This is a genomic window from Campylobacter sp. US50a, from assembly GCF_004379015.1.
GTDB classification, from domain to species: Bacteria; Campylobacterota; Campylobacteria; order Campylobacterales; family Campylobacteraceae; genus Campylobacter_D; species Campylobacter_D jejuni.
The window spans coordinates 49,876-64,784 of sequence record NZ_RYYJ01000004.1 but is presented as its reverse complement, the minus strand read 5'-3'; the positions used below and the strand labels follow the sequence as shown (position 1 = coordinate 64,784).

At 31.4% G+C, this 14,909-nt stretch carries 18 protein-coding genes; 6 read left to right on the top strand and 12 right to left on the bottom strand.

Annotated elements, in window-relative coordinates; all coding sequences use genetic code 11:
- The first annotated feature begins 1 nt into the window (after nucleotide 1).
- Genes aspS through msrA form a run of 4 tightly spaced genes read left to right on the top strand, consistent with a single transcriptional unit; the run spans nucleotide 2 to nucleotide 3,394 of the window.
- Nucleotides 2-1,753 carry an aspartate--tRNA ligase gene (gene aspS, locus ELQ11_RS03785; protein ID WP_134225153.1) on the top strand — a complete coding sequence of 584 codons (1,752 nt, stop codon included), beginning with the start codon at nucleotides 2-4 and terminating at the stop codon, nucleotides 1,751-1,753.
- Nucleotides 1,750-2,328, top strand: a complete 579-nt coding sequence (locus ELQ11_RS03780; RefSeq protein ID WP_002855137.1) for an adenylate kinase — start codon at nucleotides 1,750-1,752, stop codon at nucleotides 2,326-2,328. The genes aspS and ELQ11_RS03780 overlap by 4 nt, the downstream gene beginning before the upstream one ends.
- A 9-nt stretch (nucleotides 2,329-2,337) precedes the next feature.
- Nucleotides 2,338-2,856, top strand: a complete 519-nt coding sequence (gene ppa / locus ELQ11_RS03775; RefSeq protein WP_134225152.1) for an inorganic diphosphatase — start codon at nucleotides 2,338-2,340, stop codon at nucleotides 2,854-2,856.
- A gap of 40 nt (nucleotides 2,857-2,896) precedes the next feature.
- Nucleotides 2,897-3,394, top strand: a complete 498-nt coding sequence (msrA, locus tag ELQ11_RS03770; RefSeq protein WP_002871350.1) for a peptide-methionine (S)-S-oxide reductase MsrA — start codon at nucleotides 2,897-2,899, stop codon at nucleotides 3,392-3,394.
- Between the two features lie 175 nt (nucleotides 3,395-3,569).
- On the opposite strand, the gene ELQ11_RS03765 is transcribed toward msrA, so the two are convergent.
- The 5 genes from ELQ11_RS03765 to ilvC are packed head-to-tail and all read right to left on the bottom strand — an operon-like array spanning nucleotide 3,570 to nucleotide 7,689.
- The gene (locus ELQ11_RS03765) at nucleotides 3,570-4,409 is read right to left on the bottom strand and encodes an RsmB/NOP family class I SAM-dependent RNA methyltransferase (protein ID WP_079861682.1); all 840 of its coding nucleotides are present in this window, start codon (nucleotides 4,407-4,409) and stop codon (nucleotides 3,570-3,572) included.
- Nucleotides 4,410-4,437: 28 nt separating this feature from the next.
- Nucleotides 4,438-4,821, bottom strand: coding sequence for a Holliday junction resolvase RuvX (gene ruvX / locus ELQ11_RS03760; RefSeq protein WP_002852281.1), 384 nt, complete (start codon nucleotides 4,819-4,821; stop codon nucleotides 4,438-4,440).
- Nucleotides 4,818-5,591 carry a DNA-processing protein DprA gene (locus ELQ11_RS03755; protein ID WP_134225151.1) on the bottom strand — a complete coding sequence of 258 codons (774 nt, stop codon included), beginning with the start codon at nucleotides 5,589-5,591 and terminating at the stop codon, nucleotides 4,818-4,820. The genes ruvX and ELQ11_RS03755 overlap by 4 nt, the downstream gene beginning before the upstream one ends.
- Nucleotides 5,581-6,663: a divergent polysaccharide deacetylase family protein gene (locus tag ELQ11_RS03750; RefSeq protein WP_134225150.1), complete on the bottom strand. Its 1,083-nt coding sequence runs from the start codon at nucleotides 6,661-6,663 to the stop codon at nucleotides 5,581-5,583. Before ELQ11_RS03750 ends, ELQ11_RS03755 begins: the two co-directional genes overlap by 11 nt.
- 3 nt (nucleotides 6,664-6,666) lie before the next feature.
- Nucleotides 6,667-7,689 carry a ketol-acid reductoisomerase gene (gene ilvC / locus ELQ11_RS03745; RefSeq protein ID WP_134225149.1) on the bottom strand — a complete coding sequence of 341 codons (1,023 nt, stop codon included), beginning with the start codon at nucleotides 7,687-7,689 and terminating at the stop codon, nucleotides 6,667-6,669.
- 118 nt (nucleotides 7,690-7,807) lie between these two features.
- Here ilvC and ELQ11_RS03740 point away from each other — a divergent pair, with 118 nt between their 5' ends.
- The gene (locus tag ELQ11_RS03740; RefSeq protein WP_134225148.1) at nucleotides 7,808-9,742 is read left to right on the top strand and encodes a ribonuclease R family protein; all 1,935 of its coding nucleotides are present in this window, start codon (nucleotides 7,808-7,810) and stop codon (nucleotides 9,740-9,742) included.
- Nucleotides 9,735-10,700 (top strand): DNA polymerase III subunit delta, encoded by a 966-nt coding sequence (locus ELQ11_RS03735; protein WP_134225147.1) that lies wholly within the window; start codon nucleotides 9,735-9,737, stop codon nucleotides 10,698-10,700. Before ELQ11_RS03740 ends, ELQ11_RS03735 begins: the two co-directional genes overlap by 8 nt.
- A gap of 2 nt (nucleotides 10,701-10,702) precedes the next feature.
- Here ELQ11_RS03735 and ELQ11_RS03730 read toward each other — a convergent pair whose 3' ends face one another.
- The 7 genes from ELQ11_RS03730 to hypB form a co-directional block, all read right to left on the bottom strand.
- Entirely contained in the window at nucleotides 10,703-10,900 is a 198-nt protein-coding gene (locus ELQ11_RS03730) for a hypothetical protein (RefSeq protein WP_126213669.1), read from the bottom strand.
- A gap of 235 nt (nucleotides 10,901-11,135) precedes the next feature.
- The gene (locus ELQ11_RS03725; protein ID WP_126213670.1) at nucleotides 11,136-11,342 is read right to left on the bottom strand and encodes a hypothetical protein; all 207 of its coding nucleotides are present in this window, start codon (nucleotides 11,340-11,342) and stop codon (nucleotides 11,136-11,138) included.
- 104 nt (nucleotides 11,343-11,446) lie between these two features.
- Nucleotides 11,447-11,791 carry a hydrogenase maturation nickel metallochaperone HypA gene (gene hypA, locus ELQ11_RS03720; RefSeq protein ID WP_074487044.1) on the bottom strand — a complete coding sequence of 115 codons (345 nt, stop codon included), beginning with the start codon at nucleotides 11,789-11,791 and terminating at the stop codon, nucleotides 11,447-11,449.
- Nucleotides 11,791-12,765, bottom strand: a complete 975-nt coding sequence (gene hypE / locus ELQ11_RS03715) for a hydrogenase expression/formation protein HypE (protein WP_002872365.1) — start codon at nucleotides 12,763-12,765, stop codon at nucleotides 11,791-11,793. Before hypE ends, hypA begins: the two co-directional genes overlap by 1 nt.
- Nucleotides 12,762-13,853 carry a hydrogenase formation protein HypD gene (gene hypD, locus ELQ11_RS03710; RefSeq protein ID WP_074487043.1) on the bottom strand — a complete coding sequence of 364 codons (1,092 nt, stop codon included), beginning with the start codon at nucleotides 13,851-13,853 and terminating at the stop codon, nucleotides 12,762-12,764. The genes hypE and hypD overlap by 4 nt, the downstream gene beginning before the upstream one ends.
- Nucleotides 13,837-14,118 (bottom strand): HypC/HybG/HupF family hydrogenase formation chaperone, encoded by a 282-nt coding sequence (locus ELQ11_RS03705; protein ID WP_002776342.1) that lies wholly within the window; start codon nucleotides 14,116-14,118, stop codon nucleotides 13,837-13,839. Before ELQ11_RS03705 ends, hypD begins: the two co-directional genes overlap by 17 nt.
- Nucleotides 14,118-14,858 carry a hydrogenase nickel incorporation protein HypB gene (gene hypB / locus ELQ11_RS03700; protein WP_002871362.1) on the bottom strand — a complete coding sequence of 247 codons (741 nt, stop codon included), beginning with the start codon at nucleotides 14,856-14,858 and terminating at the stop codon, nucleotides 14,118-14,120. Before hypB ends, ELQ11_RS03705 begins: the two co-directional genes overlap by 1 nt.
- Between the last annotated feature and the right edge of the window lie 51 nt (nucleotides 14,859-14,909).

The window sequence follows — 14,909 nt, the reverse complement described above, 5'->3', positions numbered from 1 at the left end:
TTTGCGAAGTCATTATAATACAGACTTGGGAATTTCCCATGTTGGTCAAAGCGTTAAACTTTGCGGTTGGGTAAATAGCTACCGCGATCATGGTGGAGTTATTTTTATAGATTTAAGAGATAGAAGTGGTATTATCCAACTTGTTTGCGATCCAAATGATAGTAAAGAAGCTCATAAAATCGCTTCCAATGCAAGAAATGAATTTGTACTTATTGCAGAAGGTGCTATTCGTCCGCGTGGCGAAGGACTTGTAAATCCTAAATTAAAAACAGGAGAAATCGAAGTAGTTGTTTCTAAACTTACCATAGAAAATGAAAGTGCCGTGCCTCCTTTTGCTATCGCTGATGAAAGTGTAAATGAAGAATTACGTTTAAAATATCGCTTTTTAGATTTAAGAAATCCTAAACTTTATGAAAATTTTGCCCTGCGTTCTAAAGCTTGTATAGCAGCTAGAAATTCTTTGGCAAATATGGGATTTTTAGAAGTTGAAACCCCTATTCTTACCAAAGCTACTCCTGAAGGCGCAAGAGATTATCTCGTACCTTCTCGTGTGCATCAGGGTGAATTTTACGCTCTTCCACAAAGCCCTCAGCTTTTCAAACAACTTTTAATGTGCAGCGGTTTTGATCGTTATTTTCAAATCGCAAAATGTTTTAGAGATGAAGATTTAAGAGCTGATCGCCAACCTGAATTCACACAAATTGATGTTGAAATGAGTTTTTGCGAACAAAAAGATGTGATCAATGTAGCCGAAACTTTTTTAAAAGATATTTTCAAAGCTTGCGGCAAAGAAATTCAAACCCCTTTTAGACAAATGCAATACAAAGACGCTATGGAGAATTATGGCTCTGATAAGCCGGATTTAAGATTTGATCTTAAATTTATTGATGTTATTGATATTTTCGCTAAGTCAAATAATGAAATTTTTGCAAATATCGCCAAAGATACAAAGAAAAATCGCATCAAAGCCATACGCGTTCCAAAAGGCGATACTATTTTTTCAAAAAGACAAATGCAAAGATTTGAAGAATTTGTGCGTAAATTTGGCGCTCAGGGCTTAGCTTTCATACAAGTTAAAGAAGATGGACTTAAAGGTCCACTTTGCAAATTCTTTAGCGAAGAAGATTTAAATGAACTCAGCAAACGCTGTGAGCTTGAAATAGGAGATGTGGTATTTTTCGGTGCAGGAGCTAAAAAAACCGTGCTTGATTATATGGGAAGATTTAGAATTTTCTTAGCCAACGAGTTAAATCTTATAAATCCAAATGCCTTAGAATTCTTATGGGTTGTTGATTTTCCTATGTTTGAGCAAAATGATGATGGAAGTTATTCTGCAATGCACCATCCTTTTACCATGCCAAAAAATATCGATGAGACTGATTTAGAAGAAATTTCATCTATTGCTTATGATGTAGTACTAAACGGCGTTGAGCTAGGTGGAGGTAGCATAAGAATCCATAAAAACGATATTCAACAAAAAGTATTTAAACTTTTAAATATCGATGAAAAACAACAAAAAGAAAAATTTGGTTTCTTGCTTGATGCTTTAAGTTTTGGTGCTCCACCACATGGAGGTATCGCTATAGGACTTGACAGACTCATCATGCTAGTTACAGGAGCAAACAGCATAAGAGAGGTTATAGCCTTTCCAAAAACCCAAAGAGCACAATGCTTAATGACAGATGCACCATCGCCTGCTAGTAATGAAGCAATGAGAGAATTAGGAATCAAATTAAGGGAGAATATAAAATGAAAGAATTGTTTTTAATCATAGGTGCACCAGGTAGTGGAAAAACTACCGATGCTAGTTTAATCGCACAAGCAGATGCGACAAATATTACACACTATTCAACAGGAGATCTTTTAAGAGCTGAAGTAGCAAGTGGGAGTGAGCTTGGAAAAACTATAGATAGTTTTATCTCCAAAGGCAATCTTGTTCCTTTAGATGTTGTTGTAAATACTATAGTTTGCGCACTAAAAGCTGCTCCAACTAAAACTATCATCATCGATGGCTATCCAAGAAGCGTAGAACAAATGATGGAATTTGACAAGGTTTTAAGTGAGCAAAATGAAATTTGTCTTAAAGGCGTCATAGAAGTAAGAGTAAGCGAAGAAGTTGCCAAAGAAAGAGTTCTAGGCAGAAATCGTGGTGCAGATGATAATGAAGAAGTGTTTTACAATAGAATGAAAGTTTATACAGAACCTTTAAATGAAATTTTAGATTTTTATCAAAAGAAAAAACTTCATTTTATTATCGATGGAGAGCGCACTATCGAACCTATCGTTGCAGATATGAAAGAACTGATTAAAAAAATTCAAAGTATATAAGGAGAAAAAATGGATTTAAGCAAAATCAAAATCGGAGATATTCCAAATAAAGTCAATGCCGTAATCGAAATTCCATACGGCTCAAACATAAAATATGAAATCGATAAAGATAGTGGTGCTATCATGGTAGATCGCGTTATGGCTAGCGCGATGTTTTACCCAGCAAACTATGGTTTTATTGCCAATACTTTGGCTGATGATGGTGATCCTGTGGATATTTTAGTACTTAATGAATATCCTATCCAAGCTGGAGCTGTGATTCCTTGCCGCTTAATCGGTGTTTTAATCATGGAAGATGAAAGCGGAATGGATGAAAAACTTCTTGCGGTTCCAAATTCAAAAATAGATGCAAGATATGATAATATAAAAACTTACACAGATTTACCACAAGCAATTTTAAATAAAATCAAAAATTTCTTTGAAACTTATAAAATTTTAGAGCCAAACAAATGGGTTAAAGTACAAGATTTCAAAGATGAAAAAGCTGCAATTGAAATTTTAGAAAAAGCAATCAAAAACTACAAATAGTCCTAGCCCTTCAAAGGGCTAAACTCAAGGAAAACTCACAATGAAAAATATCGTTTTAGGTGGTGGTTGTTTTTGGTGTGTTGAAGCTGTATTTGAACGCCTAAAAGGTGTAATTGATACTGAAGTTGGATATAGCGGAGGAAATCCAAATCCTAGCTATGAAAGCGTGTGTAATGGTGATGGTAACATAGAAGTTGTCAAAATAAATTACGATGAAAAACAAATCTCTCTTCTTGAAATCTTAACGCTCTTTTTTAAAATTCATGATCCAACAAGTATAGATAAACAAGGTGGAGATATTGGTATGCAATATCGCTCAATAATCTTTTACGAAAATGAAGAAGATAAAATTTTAGCTCAAAATTTTATCGAAGAACAGCAAAAAATATTTAGCAAAAAAATAGTTACTAAAATTTCAAGATTGCAAACTTACTACAAAGCTGAAAACTATCATCAACATTATTTTATAAATAATCCCAATCAAGGATATTGTCAAGCTGTAATAGCTCCAAAACTGCAAAAAATACAATCAGACTAATTTCATCTTTTTAAGGTTAAAAAAATTTCAACTTTATTCACAGCCTTTTCACGCTGTGATTTTCTTTTCAAAGTGCTTAAAAATAGAACTTTAAGCTTTAAAATAAAGAAAAAATTATTTATTGTTTTTTAAGTTTTTTTATGAATTTGTATTTAAATGTGAATAATTTTATTAATTAACATAATTTCCTAAGTTTAGCTATAAAAAATCCATCATAGTTTAAGCTTGGTAAAATCCGTCTGCATTTTGAAATTTCAGCAAATTCTTCACTTTGCCCTGCTTTAGCCTCAACATTTTCCAAATCAATATCTAAAAGCTCTAATTTAAACTCGCTTTTTAAAGCATTCTCTATCACTTCTTCATTTTCTTCCTTGGTAAAGGTGCAAGTACTATATACAAGCTCTCCACCTATTTTTAATGCCTTTAAAGCAGAATGTAGAAGTTTTTTTTGAGTTTTTGCAATATTTTTGATTTCTTTATAACTTTTTTCCAAATCAAAACCTATTTTAGCAAAAGTTGAACAAGGTGCATCAAGTAAAATTTTATCAAATTTTAAAGGACATAAATTGCCTATATTTTTACCATCTTTCATAAAAACTTTAGCATTCACGCCGTAATTTTTAAGATTTTTTTGCAAAATAAAAAATCTATCCCTGCTCATCTCATTGCAAGCTAAATAACCTGTATTTTGCATAAAATTTGCAAGATTGATACTTTTGCCACCCGGAGCTGCACACATATCAAGAACACTTTGCCCTGCTTTGACCTCTAAATTTAAAGCACACAAATAAGAAGAATAATTTTGTATATAAAAGTGCGCCTCATTAAAAGCTTTCATAGAGCTTAAGATGGCTTTATCTTTAGCCTCAAACAAATAACAATAAGCATTGATCTTTTTAAATTTTAAATTTTGTTTTAAAAATTCTTTTTCTAATTCTTCAATGCTAATTTTTAAAGTATTTGCAAATACACAAACATTTTTTTCTTGAGTAAAAGAAGATAAAATATTTTGCATTTCATCTTTGGTATAAAGTTTTTCTATTCTAGAGAGCAAAATAATCCTTTATCATGATAAAAGCGGATAAAGAGTCTAATTTACCATCTTTTTTGCGTGTATTGGCTACACCGTATCCTAAAGCTTCTTTACTTGTTCCACTTTCATCTACAAAGCAAATTTCTTTATCAAATTCAAGCAAAGAAACAAAATGCTTAATGCGTCTTGTCATTTCTTCTTCACTTGACCCACCCTTAGGAATACCTACAATGAGTAAAGAAATTTCATGTATTTTAAGTAAATTTTTGATTTCATTAGCGGCTTGATTGCGATTTTTTCTTAAAACTGCATCTAAAGGCAAAGCGATCTTTTTATCTATGCAAAGCGCTACACCTATGCGTTTTAAACCTACATCTAAAGCCAAAGCTCTCATACTAAAACCCTTATAAAAAGCCCTTCTATGGAAATTTTTCCCTCAAGTTCGTATTCATAAACTTTTTGTCCATAAAATTTTAAAGCCTCATCAACACTCACACCTTTTTTACAAAACTCTAAAAACTCATCTTGATTTGTATCTATACTTGCAAACTCACTTACAAATTCTTTAAAATCACAGATTAACTTTGCTTTATTTTCCTTTAAAAGCAAATTAGTCCCTGTGCTTTCTCCTAGTCTTTGCGGTAAAACATATAAAGGTTTATTAAGCTCTAAAGCAAGCCTTGTACTTTGCATAGAACCACTTTTTATATCTGCTTGTGCAACCACAACAGCTTTACTTAAAGCAATAACCAAACGGTTTCTTAGTAAAAAGTCATAATTTTTTGGCAAATAATCATCTTCGTATTCGCTTAAAGCTAAAGCGTTTTCATAAATTTGTTTAATGATTTTTTCATTAGTTCTTGGATAAATTTGATCTAAACCATTAGCAAAAATACCTATAGTATTTGGCATAGCTGCCATACTTGCAGTGATATCCACACCCAAAGCACCGCCACTTACCACACAAAGATGAGCATTTTTAAGCATACTCGCTAAAGAAAAAACACAATTTTTCGTATAAACACTCATACGCCTTGAACCTATAATAGCGATTTTGTCTTGTTTTAATAAAGATAAATTTCCTTTGTAGTGTAATTTTTTAGGAGGCTTTTTTAAATCTTTAAAAAGTTTCAAAAATTCATCAGGCAAAATTTCACTTGCCATAAATTTCACTCAAATACACAAGATCAACGCCTTTTAACAAATCCTTACTTTGCTCTAAGGCTTTAAAAGTATTTTTCCTAGGATGTCCTATGGCTATAACAAAACCTTTTTTTTGTGCAAGTTTTACAGCGCTTTCGAGTTGTTTTTTAACATAATTAACATCATCTTCATTATCCAAAAACACATCTCTTTGTATATAAGGGATACTGAGTTCTTTAGCGATTTTATTTGCCTTAGAATTTCCTATAGTTTTAGAATCTACAAAAAATATATTTTGATTTTTTAAAGCCTCGTAAAGCTTTCTCATAGATTCTTCATTGCTTGTAAATAAACTTCCTGTGTGATTATTGATATATCTTAAATCCTTAAAATCTTTTTTAATTTGCTTGATTTTTTTAAAAATTCTTTCTTTGCTATCATTTGGATTTAAAGTATCAAGCTCGGGTTTATTGTAATTAATTGCTGCTAAAGGTAAATGCACCATATAAAAATCAAATTTTAAAGCAAGTTTTGGCGTTTCACTATGGTTTTTATCTGGCGGAAAAAAAGAAGGATTTAACTTTAAATTTAAAGCTTTTAAACCTCTAACCTGACTTGCATTTGCCATATCGTCGATAATAATTGCAAGTTTTGGTTTTTTAGAAATTTTATTTAAATGAATATCTTCATCAAAAGTTAAATTTTGATCTTGGGTTAAATTTGTATCTTTTGGAATAAAATTTTGTTCTAAACTCTGATTTTGCTCTAAACTTAAATTCTGCTCTACATTACTTAAATTTTGCTCATTTAAACTTGTGTTTAAATCATCAATTTCTTGAATTTTTTGCTCTAAAATACTTACAGATTTATTATTATCAAACTCATTCTCTTGAAAAATACCAATTTCATAATGTTCTTTGTTTGATGAAATTAAATCTTCTTGTTTATCAACAAAATAATCCGGCTTAACAGAAGAAACATCTTGGGAATTTTGATATTTTACTAAAATTCCCAAAGCTAAAGCTATACAAAGTAAAAAAAGTATAGCTATGATTAAATAACGCTGAATTTGAACTAATTTTTTCTTTGACAATGTTTAGTTCTTATCTTTATCTACTAATTTTTTAGCACTGATCCAAGGCATCATAGCACGCAAATTGCGTCCTGTTTTTTCTATCAAAGAATCATTCATATTTTTGCGTTCTGCATGCATTCTAGCAAAACCTGCACGGCGTTCTAAGATAAAATCTTTTGCAAAAACACCATTTTGTATATCTTTTAAAACACCTTTCATCGCTTTTTTAGTCTCTTCAGTGATAATCTTTGGCCCTGTAATATAATCGCCATATTCTGCAGTATTTGAGATAGAATAACGCATATCTGCAATACCACCTTGATAAATCAAATCCACAATGAGTTTCATTTCATGCAAACACTCAAAATAAGCCATTTCAGGTTCATAACCTGCTTCAACCAAAGTCTCAAAACCTGCTTGAATCAAAGCACTAAGTCCACCACAAAGCACGGCTTGTTCACCAAAAAGATCTGTTTCTGTTTCGGCTTTAAAGGTTGTTTCTATAATACCTGTGCGTCCGCCCCCAATCGCACTTGCATAACTTAAGGCTAAATTTTTAGCATTTTTACTTTCATCTTGATGGATAGCTATTAAACAAGGGGTTCCACCTCCTAAAGTAAATTCATTTCTTACTGTATGTCCTGGTGCTTTAGGTGCTATCATGATAACATCTACACCTTTTGGAACAACAATTTGACCATAGTGGATATTAAAACCGTGTGCAAAAGCTATAGCCTTACCTTCACTTAAATTTGGTTTTATTTCGACATTAAAAATATCTACTTGAATTTCATCAGGAGCTAAAATCATAATCACATCTGCTGTCTTAGAAGCTTCACTTACACTCATTACTTCAAAACCAGCATTTTTTGCTTTAACAGCACTTACACTACCTTCACGAAGTCCGATAATTACATTTACGCCATTATCTCTTAAATTCATCGCATGAGCGTGTCCTTGAGAGCCAAAGCCTATAATTGCTACTTTTTTTGATTTGATTAAATTTAAATCACAATCTTTATCATAATATACTGTAATAGCCATATTCACTCCTTAAAAATTCAAAAATTAAAGGTATTATTATAGCAATTAAAGTATAAATTTCATATTTTTTTTATAAACTTTATGTAAGAATTTTACAAAAAATCATAAAGTATCAAAAGTGAAAGAATTTTTAAACAGTCTAAGTTATGGCATTAGCCCTCATGAAGTAAGCAATGAATTTAAACAAATTTTAAGAGAGCTTTTAGCCAATCATATCATCAAAGAACACAAAAACAGATACTATCTTAACAATGGTTTTGCCTTTGGAGTACTTGATATTTCAAGCAAAGGTACAGGTTTTTTACAATGCTTTGATGAAAGTTTTAAAAAAGATCTTTTGATAGAAAACAAAAACCTAAAAGGTGCTAACTATAAAGATATAGTTGCTGTAAAACTTTTACCTTTAAAGAAAAAACGCCCCAGTGCAAAAGTGATTTTAGTTCTAAAAAGAGCCAATGAAACCTCTTTAGTGATCACCAAAAGGTATGGCGAAGCCGTACTTGGAATGAATATCAAAACAGGATTAAGCACTGCCTTAAAAGCTTCTCAAAAATCCTTAAAAGCACTACCTTTAGGGACAATTTTAAAAATAGAAAATGAAAATAATAATATCATAGAAGTTTTAGGACATATCGATGATGAAAGCGTAGATGAAAAAATCTCCTTAGCTCTTTTTAATAAAAATAGCGAATTTAGCGACGCTTGTATCAAAGAAGCTCTAGCAAACGGTGATAGTGTTGATGCGAGTATGTATGAAAATCGCATGGATTTAAGAGCCTTGCCTTTTTGCACCATAGATCCTATACATGCAAAAGATTTTGATGATGCGATTTATTTTGACACCCAAAAACGAGAAATTTATGTAGCTATTGCTGATGTTAGCGAATATGTTTATGCTTATAGTGCTATAGATAAAGAAGCAAGAAATCGTGGATTTTCTATTTATTTTCCACATATTGCTATACCTATGTTACCGCGTCCTTTAAGTGAAAATATCTGTTCTTTAAAACCTCATTTAGATCGCTTAGCGTATTGTTTTAAAATCACGCTCAATCATGAAAATAAAGTCATCAAAGAAGAACTTTTTGAAGGCATTATCAACTCAAAACGCCGTTTTAATTACGATGAAGTTGATGAAATTTTGGTACAAAAACCTGATTTAAAAGAACTTTCATGGCTTTATGAGCTTTTTGAAATCACAAAAAATTTACGCAAAATGCGTCTTAAAAATGCCTTTGAATTTCGCACCGAAGAATTAAGAATGAATTTAGATGAAAATTTAAGTCTAAAAAGCACAGTTTTTGAAAAAGACACGCCTTCGCATAATTTGATCGAAGATTGTATGCTTTTAACCAATAAAGCGGCAGCAAAACTCATAGATATAGGTATTTTTAGAAATCACTTAAGTGCTGATACAAGAAAAATCGATAAACTTTTAAATGAATTACGCGAACTCGGAATCGATGTAAATTTTAAGCCCAATCTTCCTGAACTCATACGAGACATACAAGCTTTAGCCGATGAGTTAAATTTAAGAGCAGAAGTAGATAAACTCATCATCAAAGCACAAAAAAAAGCAGAATATTCTAGTGTAAATGCGGGACATTTTGGCTTAGGTTTTGATAAATACTCACATTTTACAAGCCCTATAAGAAGGTATTCTGATCTTATTTTACACAGACTTTTAAAAGCCAAACAAAAAAACGATGAAAAACTTTTTAATTATCTGCTTTTAAACATAGAAAGCACTTGCGAGAGTCTTAGTACGCTTGAAAGAGAGGCGGATAAGGTTGCTTTTGATTTTATGGATAGAAAATTTGCTAGATGGGCAGCCAAAAATATAGACAAAAAATTTAAAGCTTTAGTTGTGCAAAATGATGGAGTTTGCATAGCCAAACTAGATGATGAAATCAAAGGAGCGGATATAATCCTTTATGATACGCGTGTGAATTTGCTAGAAAGTGTTGAAGTGCAAATCATGGAAGCAGATATAGTTATGGCAAAAATTTATGCTAAAATCACCCAAAGACTTATAAAGGAAGAAAATGTATAGAAAAGAGCTCCAAACCCTGCTTTCTAAAGATTCAATACCTAATTTTTTCTTTCTTTATGGAGCAGATAATTTTCAAAGCGAACTTTATGCTGAATTTATAAAAGAAAAATATAAGCCCGATGAAACTTTAAAGCTTTTTTTTGAAGAATACAACTTCACTCGTGCGAGTGATTTTTTAAGCGCAGGATCGCTTTTTAGTGAAAAAAAATTACTAGAAATCAAAACTTCTAAAAAAATTGCAATAAAAGATCTTAAAATTTTAGTAGATCTTTGTAAAAACAATGCGGACAATTTCTTTCTTTTAGAATTTTATGATGAAAGTTCAAAGCAAAGCGACATAGAAAAAATTTTCTCTCCTCATTTTGTAAGATTTTTTAAAGCTAACGGAGCTAAAGAAGGCGTGGAACTTTTAAGCATAAAAGCAAAACAACTAGGGGTTGAAATCACTCAAAATGCTTTATTTACCCTTTTTACAAGTTTTGATGAAAACTTGTATCTTGCTGCAAGCGAACTTAATAAATTTAGCGGTTTAAGAGTAGATGAAAAAACCATAGAACAATACTGCTATAGTTTAAATACAGGAAGTTTTGAAAGCTTTTTTGATAAAATTTTAAAAAAACAAGACTTTAAAAGCGAACTTGAAAAAATTTTAGATAATTTTAATGAAATTGCTTTAATCAACTCTTTATATAATTCTTTTTATCGTTTATTTAAAATCGCACTTTATGTTAAAGTCAATGGCAAAATTGATTTTAAAGAGCTTTTAGGCTACACTCCACCCCCTCAAGTGGGACAAAATTTAAGCTCTCAAGCCTTTAGTTTAAAAATCGAACAATATAAAGAAATTTTCACTCTTTTACTTAAAAGCGAATATGAGCTTAAAATCAATTCTAAGCTCGTAAAAAAAGAATTTTTGATTTCAAATTTGCTTAAACTTGCAAGGATTTTAAAAAGCTAGATTCATTTCTTATTTTGCTCTTTAAATTTCTTATAAAATTTCTCTAAAAAATCTTTATGTTTGCTTGAAGTTCTAAGAATATACATTGGATGATAAAAATCATTTTTTTCAAACAATACTTCATAATTTTCTTTACTTGTAATAGGAGCATTTTTAAAAATGTCACATGCCCTCTTTCTTAAAATATCGTATTTAAGCATTTTTTTACCAAAACCAAAATAAACAATTTTATTATAAAATCTAAGATGAATATCATTACTAAATACTGATTTTCAATTTGACACATTTCTTTAATTGCACTATCGGAATCAGAATTTTTCAAATAAATAAATTAAAAATTTGAATAATTCCATTCAATTCTGTTTTTTTATCTATATGTTGGCCATTAAAAATTTTTTCAATTTCTCTCATTGTACTATCAGGAGAAAATTTTTTTCAAGAATCAAAATCTCCTACATCTTTTTTATCCTTATAAAATTCTCGTATTTTATTTAATTCATCACATGTAAGACTTTCTTCTTTACATTTTGAAGAACCAGGGTTTAGCAAAACAGCACTTCCTAAAAGCTCAGCACTTTGGCCAAAACATAATAAAGTATTCCATTCTAAAAGAATAATCTTGTGTATCAAAATATCTTGCATATACTTCCATTTTAAACTCCAATAACATTTAATAAAACTTAGCCCAAACAAATCTCATAAACAATATCATATTATCATTTTGTAAAAAAAATCAATTTTTTGACTCACTCCATCACAAGTCGCATAAGGTGTAAGTCCTCACCTTGTGTGATTTTATATTCTATACTTTCACATTTAGGACACTTAAAAACATTTTCTTCTAAAATGCTTGTTTGATCACATTTTAAGCATAAAATTATAAGTGGGGCAAGTTCTATAAAAAGTTTAGCATTTTTACAAATATTTGAATTTTCTTTAAAAGTTTCAAAACAACGCTTAAAAAGATCAACTTCTATACCGCTTAAACGCCCAATTTTTACATAAATTTCTTGTACATTACAAGCCTTATTGTTTAAGGCATTTTCTTCGCAAAGTTCGATTAAAGATTCTACTATACTTAATTCGTGCATTAGCAAATTCTTGGTAAAAGTTCGCCTTTAGGGCTTTCTAAAAAGCGTTTTGCCCCATAAGCGTTTTGTAAGATCACGCGTGCTTTTTTCTCTTCTAAAACTTCTCCTATAATACTCGCATTTACATTGTATTTTTTTAGAATTTCCAAGGCTTTTAACTCATCTTCTTTTTCCACACAAAGTATAAAAGTGCCTTCATTTGCAAGTTCATAAGCTTCATAACCAAAAAGCTCACAAAGTCCTAAAACCTCATCTTGAACGATGATTTTTTCTTCAAAGATCAAAAGATCATTTCCGCTTTGCTTTGCCCACTCATTTAAAACCGCACTAAGCCCCCCGCGAGTAGCATCTCTCATAGCTACAACCTTTATATCTTTTTCTAAAAGCTCTAAAACCTCTTTATCTAAAGCCTTACAATCACTTTTAATATCAGCTTCTAACTCATTTCTTTTGATTAAAACACTAGCTCCATGCCTTCCTATATCACCTGAAAGAAGTATGCTAAGCCCTGCTTTGATATTTTTACTTTCTTTTTTAGAAATAATTTCACCTAAGGCTGTAGTGTTGATATAAATTTCATCTGCCTTACCCTTAGGAACAACTTTAGTATCGCCACAAACTAACATAACTCCGCATTTTTCACATTCTTCTTTAATGCTTTTTAAAATACGCTCTAGTTTTTCTAGCTCAAAACCTTCTTCTAAGATAAGTCCTAAGCTTAGATATTTTGGCTTAGCACCCACCATCAAAACATCGTTAATAGAACCACAAACACAAAGTTTGCCTATATTAACCTCTTCATCTAAAAAAATCGGACTTAAAACAAAAGAATCCGTACTTAAAGCCAAATTTCCTAAAATCGCCGCATCATTATTTGCGTTTAAAATTTCATTATCAAAGATCTTAAAAAGCTTAGTTAAAAGCTCGTTCATCTCTTCTCCACCACCTCCGTGGGCTAAGGAAATATTTTTCATACATTCACCTTTGAGTATTTATAATACGCCGCACAAGCACCCTCGCCAGAAACCATACAACTTCCTATAGGACTTCTTGGCGTACAAGCCTTACCAAAAACCTTACAATCATAAGGCTTGGCTAAACCTCTTAAAATTTGCCCACAAATACAAGCTTTGCTTTCATTTTTACTTTGTACCATGCAATCAAATTTTTTACTTGCATCATAGGTGCTAAATTCTTCTTTTAGCTCCAAACCTCCATCTTTAATAAGTCCTAAGCCACGAAATTCAAAATCACACACCCTAAAGTATTTTTTTACTAAATTTTGTGCTTTAACATTACCTTCTTTGCTTACGGCTCTTTTGTATTGATTATACACTTTAAAAGTACCTTCATTACTTTGTTTTATAATATTTAACACACTCTCTAAAATATCAACTGGTTCAAAACCACTCACTGCTATAGGGGTTTTAAATTTTGCTGCTAAAGGCTCATAAACACCATAACCTGTTATCACACTCACATGAGAAGGGCCTAAAAAAGCATTGATTTTTACATTTTCATCATTCATGATCGCTTCTACAGGTGCTGGAACTGTGATATGATTGATATGAAAAAAGACATTATTTATTTTTTCTTCTATAACCTTTTGAAGAAGTAAAGCACTCATAGGCGTAGTGGTTTCAAAGCCTATAGCAAAAAAGATGATATTTTTGTTTAAATTTTGCTTAGCGATTTCTAAAACCTCAAGTGGAGAATAAAGTGCTCTAACATCAGCCCCTTTAGCTCTTAAATCAAGAAGAGAAATTTCACTTCCAGGCACTCTTAAAAGATCTCCTAAAGTACAAAAAATCGTATCTTTCATGGAGGCTAACTTGATAGCTGTATCAATGCGAACTCTTGGCATAACACAAACAGGACATCCTGGTCCATGGATGAAGTTAATTTCTTTTGGCAAAATAGAAGGTAGGGCATATTTCATAATACTATGTGTATGCCCACCGCAAATTTCCATGATATTGATAGGATTTTTAAGTTCTTGTTCTATGAGTTTTTTTAAAGCTAAAATGCTTTCTTTATCTCTAAATTCATCGATGAAATTCATTTAAACCCAAATCTCCCTCATCGCTTTTTATCTCTCCGCTATTCATTTTTTCTACTATTTCTTGATAGGTTTTAATGCTTTCTAGTGCAGCTTCTTTGTCGATTTTTTCCATAGCAACGCCTACATGGATTAAGACATAATCGCCTTGTTTTAAAGGCTCATCAATCAAATCTAAATTAACTTTTCTTTTCACACCTAAAGTTTGCACTAAAGCATTGTTTAACTCATCGATTTCTAAAATTTCAGAAGGTATAGATAAACACATTAAAAAAGCTCCTTTTTAAGTTTAAGCACCTTATACCAAAGCTCCATATTGGTGCCATTTTTTGCATCAAGAGTGATAATATCTGCTCTAGGATTTAATTCTTTAATCAACCTAGTCGCCTCTTTAATATCAAAATCAAAATGATGAGCCAAATCTGCCTTTGTGATTAAAACTATATCAGCCTTTTTGAACATCACAGGGTATTTTTGCGGTTTATCACTTCCTTCGGTTACCGAAAGCAAAACCACATTTAAATGCTCTCCTAAATCATAGCTTGCAGGACAAACTAAATTTCCAACATTTTCTATAAAAAGCAAATCCACATCATCAATCGCTAAATGATGCAAAGCTTCATGCACCATAAAAGCATCCAAATGACAGCTTTGCCCTGTAGTGATTTGATACGCTAAAGCTCCGGCATTTTTTACTCTTAGAGCGTCATTATTGGTTTCTAAATCCCCTTCAATCACAGCGATTTTAAGCTCACTTTTCAAAGCCTTGATCGTACTTTCTAAAAGCGTAGTTTTTCCACTACCTGGAGAACTCATTAAATTGATACAAAGCGTGTTAGCTTCATTAAAATGTGCTCTATTGTGCTTAGCTTCTTCGTCATTTTTGCTTAAAATTTTAGAAATCACTTCTATGGTTTTGCTTTCTTTTAAGCTTGGATTTTCATGATGGTGATCGTGATGATCGTGTGTATGGGTTGAATTTATAGAACAGCCGCAATCTTTACACATTTTCTTTCCTTTATAATTTTTGTTTCATTTTAACCTTAAAAGCATTAAAAA

What these genes read in the sequence shown, in the direction of transcription:
- ELQ11_RS03780 (WP_002855137.1), top strand. Translation starts at nt 1,750, where the DNA reads ATGAAAGAATTGTTTTTAATCATAGGTGCACCAGGTAGTGGAAAAACT.
- ppa (WP_134225152.1), top strand. Translation starts at nt 2,338, where the DNA reads ATGGATTTAAGCAAAATCAAAATCGGAGATATTCCAAATAAAGTCAAT.
- msrA (WP_002871350.1), top strand. Translation starts at nt 2,897, where the DNA reads ATGAAAAATATCGTTTTAGGTGGTGGTTGTTTTTGGTGTGTTGAAGCT.
- ELQ11_RS03765 (WP_079861682.1), bottom strand. Translation starts at nt 4,409, where the DNA reads ATGCAAAATATTTTATCTTCTTTTACTCAAGAAAAAAATGTTTGTGTA.
- ruvX (WP_002852281.1), bottom strand. Translation starts at nt 4,821, where the DNA reads ATGAGAGCTTTGGCTTTAGATGTAGGTTTAAAACGCATAGGTGTAGCG.
- ELQ11_RS03755 (WP_134225151.1), bottom strand. Translation starts at nt 5,591, where the DNA reads ATGGCAAGTGAAATTTTGCCTGATGAATTTTTGAAACTTTTTAAAGAT.
- ilvC (WP_134225149.1), bottom strand. Translation starts at nt 7,689, where the DNA reads ATGGCTATTACAGTATATTATGATAAAGATTGTGATTTAAATTTAATC.
- ELQ11_RS03735 (WP_134225147.1), top strand. Translation starts at nt 9,735, where the DNA reads ATGTATAGAAAAGAGCTCCAAACCCTGCTTTCTAAAGATTCAATACCT.
- ELQ11_RS03730 (WP_126213669.1), bottom strand. Translation starts at nt 10,900, where the DNA reads ATGCTTAAATACGATATTTTAAGAAAGAGGGCATGTGACATTTTTAAA.
- ELQ11_RS03725 (WP_126213670.1), bottom strand. Translation starts at nt 11,342, where the DNA reads ATGCAAGATATTTTGATACACAAGATTATTCTTTTAGAATGGAATACT.
- hypA (WP_074487044.1), bottom strand. Translation starts at nt 11,791, where the DNA reads ATGCACGAATTAAGTATAGTAGAATCTTTAATCGAACTTTGCGAAGAA.
- hypE (WP_002872365.1), bottom strand. Translation starts at nt 12,765, where the DNA reads ATGAAAAATATTTCCTTAGCCCACGGAGGTGGTGGAGAAGAGATGAAC.
- hypD (WP_074487043.1), bottom strand. Translation starts at nt 13,853, where the DNA reads ATGAATTTCATCGATGAATTTAGAGATAAAGAAAGCATTTTAGCTTTA.
- ELQ11_RS03705 (WP_002776342.1), bottom strand. Translation starts at nt 14,118, where the DNA reads ATGTGTTTATCTATACCTTCTGAAATTTTAGAAATCGATGAGTTAAAC.
- hypB (WP_002871362.1), bottom strand. Translation starts at nt 14,858, where the DNA reads ATGTGTAAAGATTGCGGCTGTTCTATAAATTCAACCCATACACACGAT.